12 protein-coding genes and 1 pseudogene are annotated in these 17,928 nt (G+C 34.1%); all 13 read left to right on the top strand.

The genetic code is table 11. The annotated features are described in order from the left end of the window. Positions 1-622 precede the first annotated feature (622 nt). Positions 623-2,812: a bifunctional glycosyltransferase/CDP-glycerol:glycerophosphate glycerophosphotransferase gene (locus H9636_RS01735; RefSeq protein ID WP_191705912.1), complete on the top strand. Its 2,190-nt coding sequence runs from the start codon at positions 623-625 to the stop codon at positions 2,810-2,812. Positions 2,813-3,100: 288 nt separating this feature from the next. Next, on the top strand, positions 3,101-4,276 hold the full coding sequence (locus H9636_RS01730; protein ID WP_191705911.1) for a CDP-glycerol glycerophosphotransferase family protein: 1,176 nt from the start codon (positions 3,101-3,103) through the stop codon (positions 4,274-4,276). Between the two features lie 11 nt (positions 4,277-4,287). Further along, positions 4,288-5,472: pseudogene (locus tag H9636_RS01725) on the top strand (CDP-glycerol glycerophosphotransferase family protein); the annotation flags it as partial. 132 nt (positions 5,473-5,604) lie between these two features. Then, complete coding sequence (locus H9636_RS01720) at positions 5,605-5,961, top strand: hypothetical protein (protein ID WP_191705909.1); 357 nt, start codon at positions 5,605-5,607, stop codon at positions 5,959-5,961. 177 nt (positions 5,962-6,138) lie between these two features. Beyond that, a complete protein-coding gene (miaB, locus tag H9636_RS01715) occupies positions 6,139-7,686 on the top strand; it encodes a tRNA (N6-isopentenyl adenosine(37)-C2)-methylthiotransferase MiaB (protein WP_191705908.1) in 1,548 nt (515 codons plus the stop codon). Next, entirely contained in the window at positions 7,686-8,123 is a 438-nt protein-coding gene (locus H9636_RS01710) for a RicAFT regulatory complex protein RicA family protein (RefSeq protein ID WP_122970476.1), read from the top strand. The genes miaB and H9636_RS01710 overlap by 1 nt, the downstream gene beginning before the upstream one ends. A gap of 392 nt (positions 8,124-8,515) precedes the next feature. After that, positions 8,516-9,112 (top strand): outer spore coat protein CotE, encoded by a 597-nt coding sequence (gene cotE, locus H9636_RS01705; RefSeq protein WP_191705907.1) that lies wholly within the window; start codon positions 8,516-8,518, stop codon positions 9,110-9,112. A gap of 257 nt (positions 9,113-9,369) precedes the next feature. Further along, positions 9,370-11,979: a DNA mismatch repair protein MutS gene (mutS, locus tag H9636_RS01700; protein WP_191705906.1), complete on the top strand. Its 2,610-nt coding sequence runs from the start codon at positions 9,370-9,372 to the stop codon at positions 11,977-11,979. 62 nt (positions 11,980-12,041) lie between these two features. Then, entirely contained in the window at positions 12,042-13,919 is a 1,878-nt protein-coding gene (mutL, locus tag H9636_RS01695; protein ID WP_191705905.1) for a DNA mismatch repair endonuclease MutL, read from the top strand. Between the two features lie 133 nt (positions 13,920-14,052). Then, positions 14,053-15,690, top strand: a complete 1,638-nt coding sequence (locus H9636_RS01690; protein ID WP_225230013.1) for a glycerol-3-phosphate dehydrogenase/oxidase — start codon at positions 14,053-14,055, stop codon at positions 15,688-15,690. A 12-nt stretch (positions 15,691-15,702) separates the two neighbouring features. After that, positions 15,703-16,617 carry an alpha/beta fold hydrolase gene (locus H9636_RS01685; RefSeq protein WP_225230012.1) on the top strand — a complete coding sequence of 305 codons (915 nt, stop codon included), beginning with the start codon at positions 15,703-15,705 and terminating at the stop codon, positions 16,615-16,617. Then, positions 16,614-17,543, top strand: a complete 930-nt coding sequence (gene miaA, locus H9636_RS01680; RefSeq protein ID WP_191705904.1) for a tRNA (adenosine(37)-N6)-dimethylallyltransferase MiaA — start codon at positions 16,614-16,616, stop codon at positions 17,541-17,543. The genes H9636_RS01685 and miaA overlap by 4 nt, the downstream gene beginning before the upstream one ends. A gap of 65 nt (positions 17,544-17,608) precedes the next feature. After that, positions 17,609-17,845, top strand: coding sequence for an RNA chaperone Hfq (gene hfq, locus H9636_RS01675; RefSeq protein ID WP_122970482.1), 237 nt, complete (start codon positions 17,609-17,611; stop codon positions 17,843-17,845). The last annotated feature ends 83 nt before the right edge of the window (positions 17,846-17,928 follow it).

Here is a 17,928-nt window from a genome sequence, read left to right as displayed (position 1 = left end):
GATACTTTCAACTAGATGATGGATATGGAAAGCAATATCATTATTTTGTAATTTTACTTCTAAATCTAAAGGCAAAATGAGTTGATTCATGTTATAATCTTTAAACATAAGGATCCTTCTTTCGATATGGTTTTGTGTGGTAACTTAATTTTATCAGAAGAGGTCCTTATTTTATTGTAAAAAATTCAAAGCCGGTGAAATTTTACTTTTCGTAAAATTTCACCGGCTTTTTTTATTTAGAGGAGGGTTTTTGTCCCAGCCTCTTTTTATATTGAAGTATTTATTGAAACTTTTAGTTAAAATATATTTCTTTAAATAGAATACAAATAAAACAAATTAAGTCGTATATATTATTAAAAATGTTAAATAATATTAAAAAAAGTGGTCGTATAACTGTAATAAAATCGAAATATACAAAAAAACGGATTGCTTAATTTAAAAACTTATTATATCTCAAAGAAAAATATGACATTATGATAATATAATATTCAGCTTATATCTTTAATCGGGATAGCAAATAATTCTATGCTTATGTTAATATATACTATGTGTCTAAATTTATAATAAGAAAATAAAGTTAGTATAAATGATTTTAGAAATATATTTGAGTGAGGGAAAATTAATGAATTATGATTTGTCAGTAATAATACCAACATATAACGTTGAAAGATACATTTTAAAAACATTATCCTCAATCTCTACACAAACTTTTAAAGGGAACATAGAGATAATAGTTATTGATGATTGTTCTACTGATGGAACTGTTGAGATAGTTAAAGATTTTATAAAACAAAACCCTCAATTAGAGATAAATTTTATTCAACAAGAAAAAAATATGAGACAAGGTACTGCACGTAACTTAGGAGTTAGTGTCGCAAAGGGTAAATATGTATTTTTCCTTGATGGAGATGATTTTTTAGATCCTACCTCTTTTGAAAAGTTATTTAAAAAGGCAGAGGAGTTTGGTTGCGATTTTGTTATTTGTGACTGGACTTACTATTATGAGGAAAAGGGATTAGTTTACGTAAATAACGATGAATTTATGTTTAAAGATTTGTTAATAGGAAAAGAAACAGAATTACTTTATAATGCAGAAACATATTTTACTGTTAATAAACTTTACAATAAAGAATTCCTTTTAAAAAATAACATTAAATTTGGTGAAGGATATATATATGAAGATTTTGAATTCTATATAGAAGTGGCCCAATATGCTAATAAAGTTGGAGTAGTTCAAAATCCTTTATACCGAGTACGAGTTAATGAATATTCAACTACAAAAACAAATACTAACAGTACGCTACATGTCGATTCTTTACTAATAGCTGTAGAAAATACATTGAAAAAGTTTAACCCAAGGTCCGAAATGGCATATTACAATGTATATAAATATTTAATTAAAAAAACACTAACGTATTTGGATCGCAGAGCACCAAAAAAATATCGTAAAAGTACACTAAGAAAAGTTTTAGAACTGTTGAATGATAAGAAGAAGGACTATGAAGTTCCTAAAAATGTAGTACCACTATATCATTTTTTATTTAGAAGAAAATATATCCAAAATACAAAAGTTAACTTAATATTATTTGTTTGGTTTTTATATAAGAAAGGTAAACTTAATGCAATTCTAAATATTGCTAAAAAAATTAAATGGAAAGTTTTTAACTCTAAAATCGGGAAAAAAGTAATAAATAAAAGAAGACAGTCAAAAATAAATTCTTTCTATCAACAACCGATGAAAAATAAATCTATTTTATTTTTAGGATTTGATTATAGATATGCAGGTAATTCAAAGTACTTCTTTGACTATTTAAAAGAGCGAAAAGATTTAAATATATATTTTGTCACTACTGATGAAAATGTGCCTAAAAAATACCGAATTACTCCAAGAAGTATGAATTTTTACGAAAAATTAGCAACATCTAATATTGTTATTGCAGAAAGCTGGGTTCCATTAGCATTTAATAAAAGAGAAGGATCTACCTGGATACAGCTATGGCATGGGACACCATTTAAAAAGCTATTTTTTGATAGTCATGAATTTTATATTTCAAACTTTAATAAAAATCATAAAAGGAATAAACAAAGGGATATTAGTAAATGGGATTATCTTCTAGCGGATTCTACTAGTGGAGCAGAAAAGTTAGAGTTAGCTTTTGACTTTGACCGCGATTCTATAATGAATTATGGTTATCCTCGAGTCCAATGGCTAAAAGATAATGTTAACAACACAGAACTTAAGAATAGTATAAGAAAAACTTTAAATATCCCTGAAAATAAAAAAGTTCTATTATATGTCCCTACATGGAGAGATTACAATTACAAATCCAAAAATCTTGATTTATCGTACCTACTAAAAGTTGAGGATTTAGAGCAAAAGCTAGGCGATGAATATGTAATTATATATAAAGAACATAGTATGGGTTCTAAGAGCTATAAACATAATAAAAACATCATTATTCCAGATGATGAATTAGAGACACAAAGTTTAATATTAATTTCTGATGTGATTATAAGTGATTATTCTTCTATCATTTTTGATGGATTAGCTATTGATATTCCTTTTTATTTGTATATTACCGATTTCGAAAAATATGCAGATGCCAGAGGAGTATATGAAGATATGCACGAAAAACTTTCCGACTTCTATGTAAATAATGAAGATGAATTAAGCTTTAAATTACAAAACATAGAAAAACAATATCCTTTTGGAAGATATGAGGAAATAAAAGGAATATACTCCATGAATAAAAACGAAAAGAATGCTTATATTTTACTAGAAAATAAGATAAATGAGATTTTAGAAAAGTAACTATGAAGTAAACCTTATAATCTAAGTTCTTTAGGAATATTCTTCGTCCAAGAAGAGTATTCCCTTATTTTTGCATCCTATTTTAAAAGAATATTATTAAAACGAAATTTCTTTGAAATACTTAAAAACATATTAAACAAAAACTGAAAAAAATAAGAAATTATGCTATAGTTTTATTTAAATTCTACTTTGCCATAGGGTAGAAAGGAGAAAATGACTTTTAATTAAAGTTATCTTTTAGAGCTCATGAGTTCTACAAATGAAAATACTGAAGAGTCAAAATGAAAAATGATTAGAGAATTATTTATTTCAATTTATTTGTTTTTTTATAAGTGTTGTTTTGCTATTTTTAAATTATTTCCTCTAAAAAATAAAGTAGTTGTAGTAGCAAGTTTTTTAGATAATAATCAATACCTTTATGCTGAAATGAAGAAAAGACAATTTCCAGGTGAAATTGTTTTTCTATGTAAAAAAAGTTGTGCTTCTAGTATAAAAAAAGTGGTTTCTGAACCAATTTATCAAATTGAAAGTGGTATTATATGGGCGGAATTAATGGCTGCATACCATATGATGACTGCCAAAACTATTATTGTTGATAATTACTATGGTTTTTTAGCTGCTGCTAATTTCCGAGATGAGGTAGAGTGTATTCAAATATGGCATGCTGCTGGTGCCATTAAAAATTTTGGTTTACTCGATCAAACAGTGGAAAAACGAAGTGATAGGGAAAAGAAACGTTTATTATCTGTCTATGGAAATTTTCATAAGGTAGTGGTTAATTCTAGAACTTTTGCACAAATTTTTGAAAAAGCTTTTCACATTAAGGGTCACCAATTTTTACCTTTTGGTTATCCAAGAACTGATTTTTTCTTCGATATGGAATCCAAAGAAAGCTTGAGATTATTTTTCTATGAAAAGTATCCTCAATTTAAAGGAAAAAAAATTATTCTATATGCCCCAACGTATCGGGCAAAAGAGGAAAACAATCGTTTAATGTTAGATATTCCACTACTTTCAGAGAGATTAAAAGATAAATATATTTTTATTATTAAAATGCATCCTTCCATTTCTATGCAATTAGAATTGGAAGAGGCCGAATTTATTACTGATTTCTCTAAAGAAGCTTCCATTAATGAATTGTTAGTAGTTTCTGATTTTTTAATAACAGATTATTCTTCAATTCCATTCGAATATGTATTAATGAATAAGCCCATGATTTTTTATCCATATGATCTAAGCGAATACGAAAAAAATCCTGGATTATGGGAACGTTATGAAAATATTGTTCCCGGCCCAATCGCAAAAAATACAGAGGAAGTTATGAATTATATTGAATCTTTTCCATACGAATCGGTTGATTATGAAGCTTTCAATGTAAAGTGGAATGAGTATTCGAATGGTTTATCATCTCAAAAACTAGTGCAGTATATTATAAATAGGCATTTGACAGAGAATAATAATTAAGAAGGTTTTCTATGAAAAAATTTAGAACGATGTTAAAAAAGTTATTTGTAATAATATATAAATTAATATTTCAGCTTGTAGGACTATTTCCAGCGGATAAAAGATTAATTATGTTTGAAAGCTTTTTAGGCAAACAATTTAGTGATAATCCTAGAGCACTTTACGAGTATATAAAAGAAAATCATCCTCAATTCAAACTATATTGGAGTGTTGACTCTAAATTAATACAAAATTTTAAAGAGAAAGATATTCAAGTTGTTCCACGGTTTTCAATAAAATGGTTATTTTTAATGGCAACAGCGAAATATTGGATATCAAATAGCCGTATGCCGATTTGGATACCTAAACCCAATCACACAACTTATATACAAACATGGCATGGAACTCCATTAAAAAAACTAGCAATGGATATACAAGAAGTTTATATGCAAGGAACCGACACTGAGCACTATAAAAATGAATTTTTGAAAGAAGCTGCTAATTGGGATTATTTAGTCTCACCAAATGCTTATTCAACAGAAATTTTTCGCAGAGCATTTGCTTATAAAAATGCGATTTTAGAAACTGGGTACCCTAGAAATGATTATTTATACGAAGCAAATAATGAAGAAAGTATTTCTAATTTCAAAAAAAATCACGATTTACCGTTAGATAAAAAAATTATATTATATGCTCCTACATGGAGAGATGATCAATACGATGAAATTGGAAAATATAAATTCGATCTCGAATTAGATTTAGCTCGCTTTAAAGAAACGTTAGGTGAGGAGTACATTATTGTACTTCGTCTTCATTATTTAGTTGCATCGAAATTAGAACTATCAGGTTTTGAAGGATTCGTTTATGATTTTTCACAACATGAAGATATTCGAGAGCTTTATATGATTTCGGATTTATTAATTACCGACTATTCTTCGGTTTTCTTTGATTTTGCGAACTTGAAACGTCCGATGATTTTCTTTGTTTATGATATAGAAGATTATCGTGATCGTTTGCGCGGCTTCTATTTTGATTTTGAGGAGAAAGCGCCAGGTCCATTAGTAAAAACGACTGAAGAAGTGATTTCTGAAATTCAAAAATTCGAAGCCAATGGATTTGCGGTACCACCGAACTTTGATGAATTTTATAATCGATTTTGTGCATGGGAAGATGGGAATGCTTCCAAACGGGTTGTAGATGAAGTAATGAAACCTTAAATATTAAAAAAGATGACGAGACTGATGGCTAGTAATCAGTCTCTTTTTTGTGCTTTCATTATGTATAGAACATGAAATTGAGTTATTATTACTATTATGAAGGTTATCGAATAAGGAAAGAGGGTCTTTCCATTGCATGATATTATAGATTTTATTTCTATTAAACAGAAGAAGGATAACGAGAAATTACATAGGATGTTCCGCAAGGCCAACTCCTTGCAAAATGCTGAGGATATTGACAAATTAGTTCATGACAAAACGCTAGTTTTACAAGACCATAAACTGTTTTTAGCGTTTCTAAAATATTTAGAGGGAAAAGAAATGGACCCTGAGACTGTTTTTAAAGACGTTTTACAATTACCGAAACATCAATTTGAAGAACGTTATCGGATGAATTGGCAGTCTGTTGTTCAATTGTGTTTTACTTTCCTTGCAATCTTAAAGGAAAATGATCTCGAGCAATACAATGCTTTTATTCAAGGGGGCTAAAATCAGTATGACGTTATTGATTTTATCCTAAAGAAGTATTCCTTTTTGATGATTTCTTCATCAAAATATTTCTAAACTTTTAATACCCCATATTGTTCTTTCTAGTTATAATTCGTTATAATATTAAAATGGGATTCGAATGTACGAAACCAATCTTGAAAGGAGTTTCTAGATTCAATGAATGAGGAACAACGACTAGCTAGTCAGCAAGTTAATCAACCAAAACCTACAAATGCTAAGCCCGAAAAGGATTATAGTAAATATTTTGAACGTGTCATTACGGCACCTTCATTAAAAGATGCGAAAAAACGTGGGAAGGAAGAAGTAAAATACCATAAGGATTTCGCAATCGATGAAGAGTTCTTAAAAATGGGCGAAGGTCGTAAATTTTTTATTCGTACTTACGGATGCCAAATGAACGAGCACGATTCAGAAGTTATGGCTGGAATCTTCATGCAGCTAGGGTACGATCCTACTGACAAAATTGAAGAAGCAGATGTCGTGTTATTAAACACTTGTGCTATCCGTGAAAATGCTGAAAATAAAGTGTTTGGAGAACTAGGGTTCTTAGTAAAATATAAACGACAAAATCCAGAAATGTTAATCGGCGTATGTGGTTGTATGTCACAAGAAGAGTCGGTTGTAAATAAAATTTTAACAACTTATCAACATGTCGATATGGTATTCGGAACACATAATATTCACCGTTTACCTCACATTTTAAAAGAAGCGTACATGTCGAAGGAAATGGTCATTGAAGTTTGGTCAAAAGAAGGGGACGTAATTGAAAACCTTCCGAAACAACGTAATGGTGCCATTAAAGCTTGGGTGAATATTATGTACGGTTGTGATAAGTTCTGTACATACTGTATCGTTCCTTACACACGCGGGAAAGAGCGTAGTCGTCGTCCCGAAGAAATTATCCAAGAAGTACGGGAGTTAGCTGCCCAAGGCTATCAAGAAATTATGCTGCTAGGTCAAAATGTGAATGCTTATGGTAAAGACTTTACAGATTTAGATTACGGTCTTGGAGATTTAATGGACGAGTTACGTAAAATTGATATTCCACGTATCCGTTTCACAACGAGTCATCCACGTGACTTCGATGATCATTTAATCGAAGTATTAGCGAAAAAAGGCAATTTAGTAGAACATATTCATTTACCGGTTCAATCGGGTTCCAATGAAATTTTAAAAATTATGGCTCGTAAATATACTCGTGAACATTTCTTACAATTGGTTCGTAAAATTAAAGCGGCCATTCCAGATGTTGCTCTAACAACGGACATAATTGTCGGTTATCCAAATGAAACAGAAGAACAATTCCAAGAAACAATCGATTTATATCGTGAAGTTGGATTTGAAACAGCCTTTACGTATATTTACTCACCACGGGAAGGTACACCAGCTGCAAAAATGAACGATAACGTTCCACAAGAAGTGAAAAAGGAACGTTTACAACGGTTAAATGCAGTCGTTGCAGAATTTTCCGCGGCAGCCTTGAAAAAATACGAAGGTCAAATGGTCGAAGTGTTAGTTGAAGGAAGCAGTAAAAAACGAGATGACGTGTTAGCGGGTTACACAAGAAGAAATAAATTAGTAAACTTCGCAGGTCCAAAAGAATTAGTTGGCCATATTGTGAAAGTCAAAATAATCGAGGCGAAATCTTACTCCCTACGTGGTGAGTTTGTAGAAGTAGTTAATCGACATGAGGTGGAAGTATAATGACAACAAAGCTTTACACAAAAGATGAAATCGTAGAAAAAGCAAAAGAAATTGCTCATATGATTGCCAACACAGAAGAAGTGGAATTTTTCAAAAAAGCTGAGGAGCAAATTAACGAAAATCAACATGTTCGTGAAAAAATTGCCAGCTTAAAAACGTTACAAAAACAAGCGGTTAATTTCCAACACTTAGGGAAAGAAAAAGCGTTAAAATTAATCGAAGAGAAAATTGCAAAAATCGAAGAAGAAATCGATGAGCTTCCAATTGTTCAACAATTTAAGCAATCTCAAATGGATGTAAACGGCTTATTACAATTAGTATCAAATGCGATTGCTAACAACGTCACAAATGAAATTATCGAATCAACAGGTGGCGATCTATTACGTGGCGAAACAGGTTCAAAAGTTCGTAATAGTACGCCTGGTAGCTGTTCATAATTCTATTAAAAACCGTCTCATTCTGAGACGGTTTTTCTTTTATACAGTTTCATTTTCGCATTAAAACACCTCTTTACATCCTCCATTAAAACTTTTCTAGGCAACCCAAATTTTTAGGAACACTATTTGCCCATCTTTAATACTATAAGTTGTCAGTAGCAAATGATTCGAATTTCAAAGTACAATAACACTTACGTTTTCTCCCTTAAACAAGATATCCCACAATCTTTCGAAAAAATTAAAGGTCATGTTTTTTTCGACATCAAAGGGTAGTCAAATGTGACAAGAAAACGTTATTTAAAAAATAATCGTAAAACGAATCCGTGACATTTCACCAATTAGGCAGAAGCCGCATACTATAGTTCGACAAGATGTAAAGGAGGAAAAATGCGTTGAAACGTTTGCGTCAAATTGTGACAAAAGCGGTTGTCGCTAAAGGTAAAAAACGAGTTGAAAGTAGTGAAGTGTTACGTCCTTCACATACTCCAACGAGCATTTTAGGTTGCTGGGTTATTAACCATCACTATAATGCAAAGAAAGTTGGGAAATATGTTGAGGTTTCAGGTAAGTTCGATGTAAACGTGTGGTACGCGTACAATAATCATTCTAAAACAGCTGTACACACTGAGACAGTTCAATACAAAGATCGCATCAAACTTCATTACCGCGATGAAGAAGTAATCGATTCTAACGACTGTCATGTACGGGTATTACAACAACCTAACTGTATTGAAGCAGTGATTACACCAAATGGTGATTGCTTCAATGTAGTCATCGAACGTGAATTCCTAGTAGAAGTGATTGGAGAAACGAAAGTTGTTGTCTCTGTTCATACTACTGAAGTAGAAGAAGATTGGACATATGAAGACGAAAGCTCTTCTTCAAGCTCAAGCTCAAGTTCTAGCTCAAGCTCAAGTAGTTCATCTTCATCCTCTTCCTCTTCCAGCAGCGGCTACAAAATTAGTGACGACTCGTCATCATTTCATTAATAAAGTAAGAGCGCCATCTACTAGAAAATAGTAGAACCCACCGGCGCTCTTCTTTATATTTCAAATAAACCGTAATGTTTCAAATATAAAGTTTCCTTTAATTAGAATAGGGAAACATCAATTATTATAGATTTTTGTTATACTAGAAGGGAAAATAAAATTATTGAGTAAACTGAAATATGGAAATACCCCGTTTCTAGAAAAAACGGTGTTTGTCCAATCATATAGAGTAATTCGTAGTATAGAGAGGTAACAAAATGACGACATACACGCCAATGATTCAACAATATTTATTAATTAAATCAGAATATGAAGATGCTTTTCTATTTTATAGACTAGGTGACTTTTATGAAATGTTTTTTGATGATGCCGTTAAAGCATCACAAATTTTAGAAATTACGTTAACGAGTAGAGATGCGGGGACGAAAGAACGGATTCCGATGTGTGGTGTACCCCATCACTCGGCAAAAGGGTATATTGAAACACTAGTATCAAAAGGTTATAAAGTAGCGATTTGTGAGCAAACTGAGGATCCAAAGCAGGCGAAGGGTGTAGTGAAGCGTGAAGTTGTTCAACTGATTACGCCGGGTACGTTAATGGAAGGGAAAACAATTGACGGGAAATCCAATCACTTCATAGCAAGTGCGGAACAGTTGGGGGAAAACCAATTTGCCTTTGCATACTTAGATATTTCCACCGGGGAAGCAGCCACATCGATTATTGAAGGTGGTTCAAAAGCGTTACTTCAACAGTTAATGGCCTTACATATTCGTGAACTTGTTGTGACAGAGCAATTACAAATTTTATTAGCTGAACAGGCGAGTAACTTAGGAATTGTTCTATCACTAGAAAAACAAGAAATGCCGGAGGAAAAATCGGGAAAATATATTCAAAACTTACCGAACGATTTACACGGTGTAGCCAAATATTTACTGCAATATGTAGAACGTACTCAAATGCGTTCTCTATCACATATTCAGCCATTTACATATACCGAAACAAAACAGCATTTACGAATTGATACAAACTCTCAACGGAATTTAGAGCTTCTTCAATCAATCCGTGGAGGCGATGAAAAGGGAACGCTACTTTGGTTATTAGATGAAACGGTCACTGCAATGGGTGGACGTAAATTAAAACAATGGCTCCATCAACCTTTAGCTAACCGAAACGCTATTGAACAACGACTAGCTATTGTAACGGATTTCTTAGATGAATTTTTTATTCGCAATGAACTTCGCGAACTATTGAAAAAAGTCTATGATTTAGAACGTTTAGCAGGACGGGTTGCCTTTGGAAATGTAGGAGGTCGTGATTTAGCCCAACTCCGGGAATCGTTGCGTCAAGTGCCGTTCATTAAGGAACAACTTCTTCAGTCTGGGAAAGAGACGTTGAGTAGGTTAGGTGAAAAGCTTGATGAATGCACCGATGTGGAACAGCTTTTATCAAAAGCGATTACTGATCACCCGCCGATTACAATAAAAGAAGGAGATGTCATACGGGAAGGCTATGATGCTAAGCTCGATGAACTGCGTTTTGCTGCTCGAAACGGAAAAGATTGGATTGCCCAATTAGAGCAAAAAGAACGGGAATTAACAGGTATTAAAAACTTGAAAATCGGCTACAATCGAGTATTTGGATATTATATCGAAATTACAAAATCGAATATTGCCAATGCAGATTTATCTCGTTATGAAAGAAAACAGACGTTAGCTAATGCTGAACGCTATATTACGGAGGAACTAAAGGAAAAAGAAGCAATCATTTTAAATGCAGAAGAGCAAAGTTTAGCATTAGAATATGATTTATTCGTAGCGTTACGTGAACAGTTAAAAGCCTTTATTCCACGTGTACAAGCCCTAGCTTCTAACATTAGTGAATTAGATGTTTATATTAGTTTTGCAGTTGTTTCCGAAAAGTATCGATTTGTAAAACCTGCTTTCCATGAAGGACGTGCTTTAAAAATTGTTGGTGGTCGTCACCCTGTCGTAGAAAAAATGTTAAATAAACAAATGTATGTACCGAACGATTGCATTTTAACTGACGATAAAAATATGATGTTAATTACTGGACCGAATATGTCCGGTAAAAGTACCTTTATGCGCCAAGTGGCCCTAATCGTCGTATTAGCCCAAATGGGTTGTTACGTCCCAGCAGATGAAGCTTACTTGCCAATTACGGATCAAATTTTCACACGCATCGGTGCAGCCGATGATTTAGTTGCAGGTCAATCAACGTTTATGGTGGAGATGCTAGAATCACAACATGCGATCACGAATGCAACAGCGAACAGTTTATTGTTATTTGATGAAATTGGCCGTGGAACATCTACCTATGATGGAATGGCGTTAGCCCAATCGATGATGGAATATATTCACGATAAAATTGGTGCCAATACATTATTTTCTACCCATTATCATGAATTGACAGCTCTTGAGCAGCAATTGCAACGACTTCAAAATGTCCATGTTAGTGCGACAGAAAAAGATGGGAAAGTAGTCTTTTTACATAAAGTGCGACAAGGGGCAGCGGATAAAAGTTATGGGGTTCACGTAGCCCAACTTGCTGAAATGCCTGAAGATATTATTGATAGAGCAAGAGTGTTACTGGAACAGTTTGAATCGAAGGACTCAGCGTCAGAAGTAGTGTCCCCACTAGAGCGAGTACGTGCAGATGATGGACTTCAGTTATCATTATTTGAAGAAGAGAAGGGGAACACAGGCAATAACGAAGAAGGTAGCGCCTTAACGGAAGCAGAACAAGAAGTTCTAGCCCGTCTTGAGAAAATGAATATTATGGGAACATCACCCATCCAAGCAATGAATGTTCTTTATGAATTACAACAAACTTTATTAAATAAAAAATAAAAAAATGTAATCAATTCACACTTTTGCCCATTAAAAATCAAACAAAAAGGAGGTTTTTCAACATGGGAAAAATTCAAATTATGGATGAATGGTTATCGAATAAAATAGCAGCAGGCGAAGTAGTAGAACGGCCGTCGTCTGTTGTAAAGGAATTAGTCGAGAATGCCATTGATGCAGGAAGTACATCAATTGAAGTTTTTCTCGAAGAAGCAGGATTAACCTCCATTCAAGTTACGGATAATGGGAGTGGAATGGATGAGGAGGATGCATTAAAATCCTTCTCACGCCATGCGACTTCGAAAATTTCAAAGGAACAAGATTTATTTCGTATTCGTACGTTAGGCTTTCGTGGAGAAGCATTGGCATCGATTGCCTCCGTGTCGAAGGTAACTTTGAAAACGTCCGATGGAGAAAACAACGGGTTAGAAGTTCAACTAGAAGGTGGACATGTCGTTTCAAAAAAACCAACCGCTTTCCGTAGAGGGACAGATATAACAATCGCCCAACTATTTTATAATACCCCTGCTCGATTAAAGTACTTAAAAACAATTCAAACAGAGCTAGGTCATTCCATTGATTTCATGAACCGATTAGCCCTCGCTTATCCGGAAATTGCCTTTAAACTTGTACATAACGGTGGAACGCTCCTTCAAACAAATGGTAGAGGAAATGTTCAACAAGTCATCGCGGCAATTTATGGTGTTCAAAATGCGAAAAAAATGATTCCCTTTAGCGCGGAATCAAAAGACTATAAAGTACATGGGTATGCCAGTTTACCAGAAATCACACGGGCAAATAAAAACTATATGTCCATCTTTGTGAACGGCAGATGGGTTAAGCATTATTTAATACAAAAAACAATTGTTGATGCCTACCATACGTATTTACCGATTGAACGTTATCCCCTAGTTGTCCTATACATTGAAGGGGATCCGTATTTAACGGACGTCAATGTTCATCCGGCGAAATTACAAATCCGCTTAAGTAAAGAGCAGGAATTATTACCACTTATTCAAGAAGCGATTAATAATGCGATTCGTTCAGCTATTCATGTACCGGTTGCGGAAAAGAAAGAAAAACCAAACCGTGTTCCAACTGAACAAATGAATTTTTGGAAACCTGCCCAAGCTCCTACTTTTGACGAGGCTAAAATCAATGCGATTGTGAACAAGCTGAATGGGGAACAATCTGTAGTAAAGGAAACTGCGGAACCTCTCCAGAACGAAGCAGTTCAAGAAGAGGAAGTGTTGTTTGAGACACCAACAGAGCCAGTGGAACAATGGGATGTACCAACGATTCAACAAGATGAACAACATTCTGCCCAGAGCGTTGAGGAAGTTGTAGAGAAGAGGGAACCATTCCCAGAGCTAGAAATCGTCGGACAAATACATGGTACTTATATCGTTGCCCAAATGGAAGACGGTTTTTATTTAATTGATCAGCATGCTGCGCAAGAACGAATCAAATATGAATATTTCCGTGAAAAAGTAGGGGAAGTGAATCCGAACGAACGTCAATCCTTACTACTTCCTTTAACTTTCCATTATTCAGCAGATGAAGCGATCATTTTAAAAGAAAATTTACATGCTTTACAAGAAGTTGGTGTCTTTTTAGAAGATTTTGGTCAATCTTCCTTTGTCGTACGGGAGCATCCAACTTGGTTCCCTAAGGGCTTTGAACAGGAAATTATTGAAGAGTTAATCGAACAAGTATTAAAAACGCGAAAAGCCGATGTGAAAAAACTTCGTGAAGAAGCAGCTATTATGATGAGCTGTAAAAAGTCGATTAAAGCAAATTACTATTTGACGAAAGAGCAAATGGTCGTATTACTAAATGATTTACGGAAAGCCGATAACCCTTTCACATGCCCCCACGGCCGGCCGGTTATGATCCATTTTTCTACCTATGAGGTGGAGAAAATGTTTAAACGGGTGATGTAGAAACGGATTATTAAAAGTAATGAATAGGCGTTATTTTACAATGGTTACTATTTCGTTATAATCGAATAAAATACTATTTTATAAATAAAAAATATGTTTCATCAACAAATCTTTTTGTAAAGGGGAATTCATCATGTTTTCATTTAAAGAGCGTTCGAACATATTAAACACATTAAATCGTTATTCTTTTGATGTACTAGTTATTGGAGGTGGTATTACAGGAGCAGGTATTGCTTTAGACGCTGCTTCCCGTGGGCTCTCAGTTGCCCTTGTTGAAATGCAAGATTTTGCAGCAGGTACATCTAGTCGTTCTACAAAGCTTGTCCATGGAGGATTAAGATATTTAAAACAATTAGAAGTGGGACTTGTCGCAGAAGTGGGACGTGAGCGGGAAATCGTTTATGAAAATGGTGTCCATGTTACACGACCTGAATGGATGTTGCTTCCACTATATAAAGAAGGAACGTTAGGGAAAATGACGACGAGAGCTGCCCTTACCCTTTACGATCGGTTAGCCCAAGTACGTAAAGAAGAACGCCGTAAAATGCTGTCATCAAAAGAAGCCCTTGCAAAAGTACCTTTATTGAAAACGGAAGGATTACTCGGTGCAGGCTATTATGTTGAATATAAAACAGATGACGCCCGCCTAACGTTAGAAGTATTGAAAAAAGCGGTAGAATATCAATGTGTATGCTTGAATTACGCTCGAGTGACCGACTTTGAATATAAAAAGAAAAAAATCGTTGGTGCAAATGTTCGCGATGAAATAACGGGCGAGCGAATTACAATCCATGCTCATCAAATTGTGAACGCGACAGGTCCGTGGGTGGACGAAGTAAGAAAAATGGATAAAATCCATAATAAGAAAAATATTCGTCATACAAAAGGCGTTCATATTGTAATCGATCAATCAAAACTACCTTTACAACAAGCCGTTTATTTTGATACGGAAGATGGCCGTATGGTATTTGCCATTCCTCGAGATGGTAAAACATACGTAGGGACAACGGATACATTTTTCGAAGAAGATCTTGTACAGCCAGTGGCAACGAAAGAAGATATTGAGTATTTATTAAAATCTATCCATTATATATTCCCAAAAGTAACAATTGACACGAGTGATATTGAATCCACGTGGGCAGGAGTACGTCCATTAATATCACAAGAAGGAAAGGATCCATCTGAAATTTCTCGAAAAGATGAAATTTGGGTTGCTCCAAGTGGCCTTCTAACAGTTGCAGGAGGAAAATTAACAGGCTATCGACAAATGGCCGAAACGATTGTCGATAAAATTGTAAAAATTCATAAGTTTAAACATGCAACCCAATGTGTTACGAAGGAAATGTCAATATCAGGAGCAAAAGGCTTAAATTCGTTTAATTTTAAAGATTATGTTGCCAATAAATCAAGAGCAGGAATTGATTTAGGTATCCCTTATGATGAGGCGAAAAAGTTAGTTGAAAGATACGGTACAAATGTCGATGAAGTTTTCCAATATGCGAAATCAGTTAACACAAGCGAAATAACAATTCCCTTATCCTTATATGCAGAACTGCTTTATTCTATATACTATGAAATGGCGATGACTCCAAGTGATTTCTTTATTCGAAGAACAGGCTATATGTTCTTTAATATTGGATTAGTTGAGCAATATCGTGAACAAATTATCGAAATTATGAGCAACATTATAGGATATTCGGACAGTGAAAAAACCTTCTATAAAATGCAGTTAGAACAATATATTGAAGATGCGAAAAATCCAATGAAATAAGGTGGAATTCGATTGGAAAAGCTAACAGAAGTTCTACAAATGGAAGATGGACATAAAATATTTGTCCGTATTTTTGAACCGAAGGATAAACCGAAAGGACATTTTCATATTTTGCATGGAATGGCGGAGCACGGAGGACGATATGAATCTTTTGCATTAGCATTGGCAAAACAAGGTTATTTCGTAACAGCTCATGATCATCGTGGTCATGGGCAAACGTCTGAGCTAAATGGGCAACTGGGCTATTTTGGCGATGATAATGGATTTAATCGTGTTGTCGAAGATGTATTTGAAATTGTACAGCATTATAGCGCTGGTCATCAGGTTCAAGAAACAATACTCTTTGGTCATAGTATGGGATCTTTTATTGCCCGTCGCTTCATTCAACTATACAGTGACATGATTGATAAATGTATTTTATGTGGTACGGGTATGACAACTACGGTGCATAAACTTGGCAATGCCCTTGCGAAATCTCTTTGTATTGTGAAGGGAAAAAATATGCCAAGCCAAATAATGAATGACTTAAGCTTTGGAAGTTTTAATCGGAATGTATTAAATGCTAAAACCCTTTATGATTGGCTTTGTAACAATGACGAGGAAGTAGAAAAATATATTCAAGATCCATATTGCGGTTTTGTACCAACGAATCAATTTTTTGTTGATTTAACAGATGGACTGCTATTAATCCATCGAAAAAAGGAGCTAATGAATATTCGTAAAGATATACCGATTCTTTTAATTAGCGGTAGTGAAGATCCAGTCGGTAGCAGTGGTTCCGGTGTATTTAAAGTGGCAAAGGAATTTAAAAATGCTGGTTTAACGGATGTTGTCGTCTATCTCTTTGAAGGGATGCGACATGAAATTTTAAAAGAAAAAAATAATGAGCATGTGTTTCATGTGATAACACGGTGGTTAAGTAGATGAAGGAAGACGCAATTGAAGTTGTTGCCATTGTTGGCCCGACAGCTTCAGGAAAAACAGCTTTAAGTATTAAAATGGCAAAAGCATTTAATGGTGAAATTATTAATGGCGATTCAATGCAAATTTATAAAGGACTCGATATTGGAACGGCCAAAATTACGAAAGAAAAAATGGAAGGCGTTCCCCATCATTTATTGAGCTTTAAAGAGCCAACCGAAAGTTTCTCTGTTGCGGAATATCAGTCATTAGTTCGTGAAAAGATTGCTGAAATACAAGGTCGTGGAAAGTTACCGATTATTGTCGGTGGAACAGGCCTTTATGTTCAAGCAGTTCTTTACGATTTCCAATTTACAAAAGAAGAAGTCGATGAAGAAGCGCGGAAAAAGTATTATGATCAGTTGATGCAAATTGGACCAGATGCCATGCATGCAAAGCTAGCAACTTTAGATCCGGAAACAGCTAAAACAATCCACCCGAATAATACCCGTCGTGTTATTCGAGCTTTAGAAATGATTGAACTTCATGGTGTTTCAAAGGCTAGCGAAGAACATAACCGGGGAACAATCCCTTTATATCATCATTTAATTATCGGATTAGATATGGATCGGGAAAAATTATATGAACGTATTAATTTAAGGGTCGACATCATGATGGAAAATGGACTTCTTGAAGAAGTTCGCGGATTATGGGAGAGAGGAATTCGTGGTGTACAATCAGTTCAAGCAATAGGATATAAAGAACTTTATGATTATTTTGACGGGCGAATAACGTTGGAAGAGGCAATCGATCAATTAAAACAAAATTCGAGACGCTACGCCAAACGTCAGTTAACCTACTTCCGTAATAAGATGGATGTCAAATGGATTGGAACAGATTGGAACGCTATTGAAAAATATTCTAAATTTTTCAATAATAAAGAAGGAAAATAATGTCGAGTTGCCGAATACATTACAATATAACTATCTAAAATAGAAATAGATGAGGTGTATTGGGCTTGAAATCGATCAATTTACAAGATACTTTTCTAAACAATTTACGGAAAAATAACACATTTGTCACAGTATTTTTATTAAACGGCTTCCAATTAAAAGGATTAGTGAAGTCCTACGATAATTTTACTGTGTTATTAGAAGTGGACGGTAAACAACATTTAATTTATAAACATGCAATTTCAACTTTCACACCTTCTAAGCATGTTTCGCTGACGCCAGAAGGAGAAGGTCAATCGTAAACAAAATCGGCAGTTTATTACTTGCCGATTTTTCTTTTGTTTTTCTTAAACTAGTCGAAATGTTTAATTTCGAAACAATCCCT

The sequence above is a fragment of the Ureibacillus galli genome, assembly GCF_014836845.1.
GTDB classification, from domain to species: domain Bacteria; phylum Bacillota; class Bacilli; order Bacillales_A; family Planococcaceae; genus Ureibacillus; species Ureibacillus galli.
The sequence above is the reverse complement of the archived record's forward strand: the minus strand, read 5'-3'. Positions and strand labels throughout refer to the sequence as shown.

Excerpts from the sequence above, each read along its gene's own strand:
- H9636_RS01710 (WP_122970476.1), top strand. The coding sequence starts at position 7,686 with ATGACAACAAAGCTTTACACAAAAGATGAAATCGTAGAAAAAGCAAAA.
- H9636_RS01735 (WP_191705912.1), top strand. The coding sequence starts at position 623 with ATGAATTATGATTTGTCAGTAATAATACCAACATATAACGTTGAAAGA.
- miaA (WP_191705904.1), top strand. The coding sequence starts at position 16,614 with ATGAAGGAAGACGCAATTGAAGTTGTTGCCATTGTTGGCCCGACAGCT.
- H9636_RS01730 (WP_191705911.1), top strand. The coding sequence starts at position 3,101 with ATGATTAGAGAATTATTTATTTCAATTTATTTGTTTTTTTATAAGTGT.
- miaB (WP_191705908.1), top strand. The coding sequence starts at position 6,139 with ATGAATGAGGAACAACGACTAGCTAGTCAGCAAGTTAATCAACCAAAA.
- H9636_RS01690 (WP_225230013.1), top strand. The coding sequence starts at position 14,053 with ATGTTTTCATTTAAAGAGCGTTCGAACATATTAAACACATTAAATCGT.
- mutL (WP_191705905.1), top strand. The coding sequence starts at position 12,042 with ATGGGAAAAATTCAAATTATGGATGAATGGTTATCGAATAAAATAGCA.
- mutS (WP_191705906.1), top strand. The coding sequence starts at position 9,370 with ATGACGACATACACGCCAATGATTCAACAATATTTATTAATTAAATCA.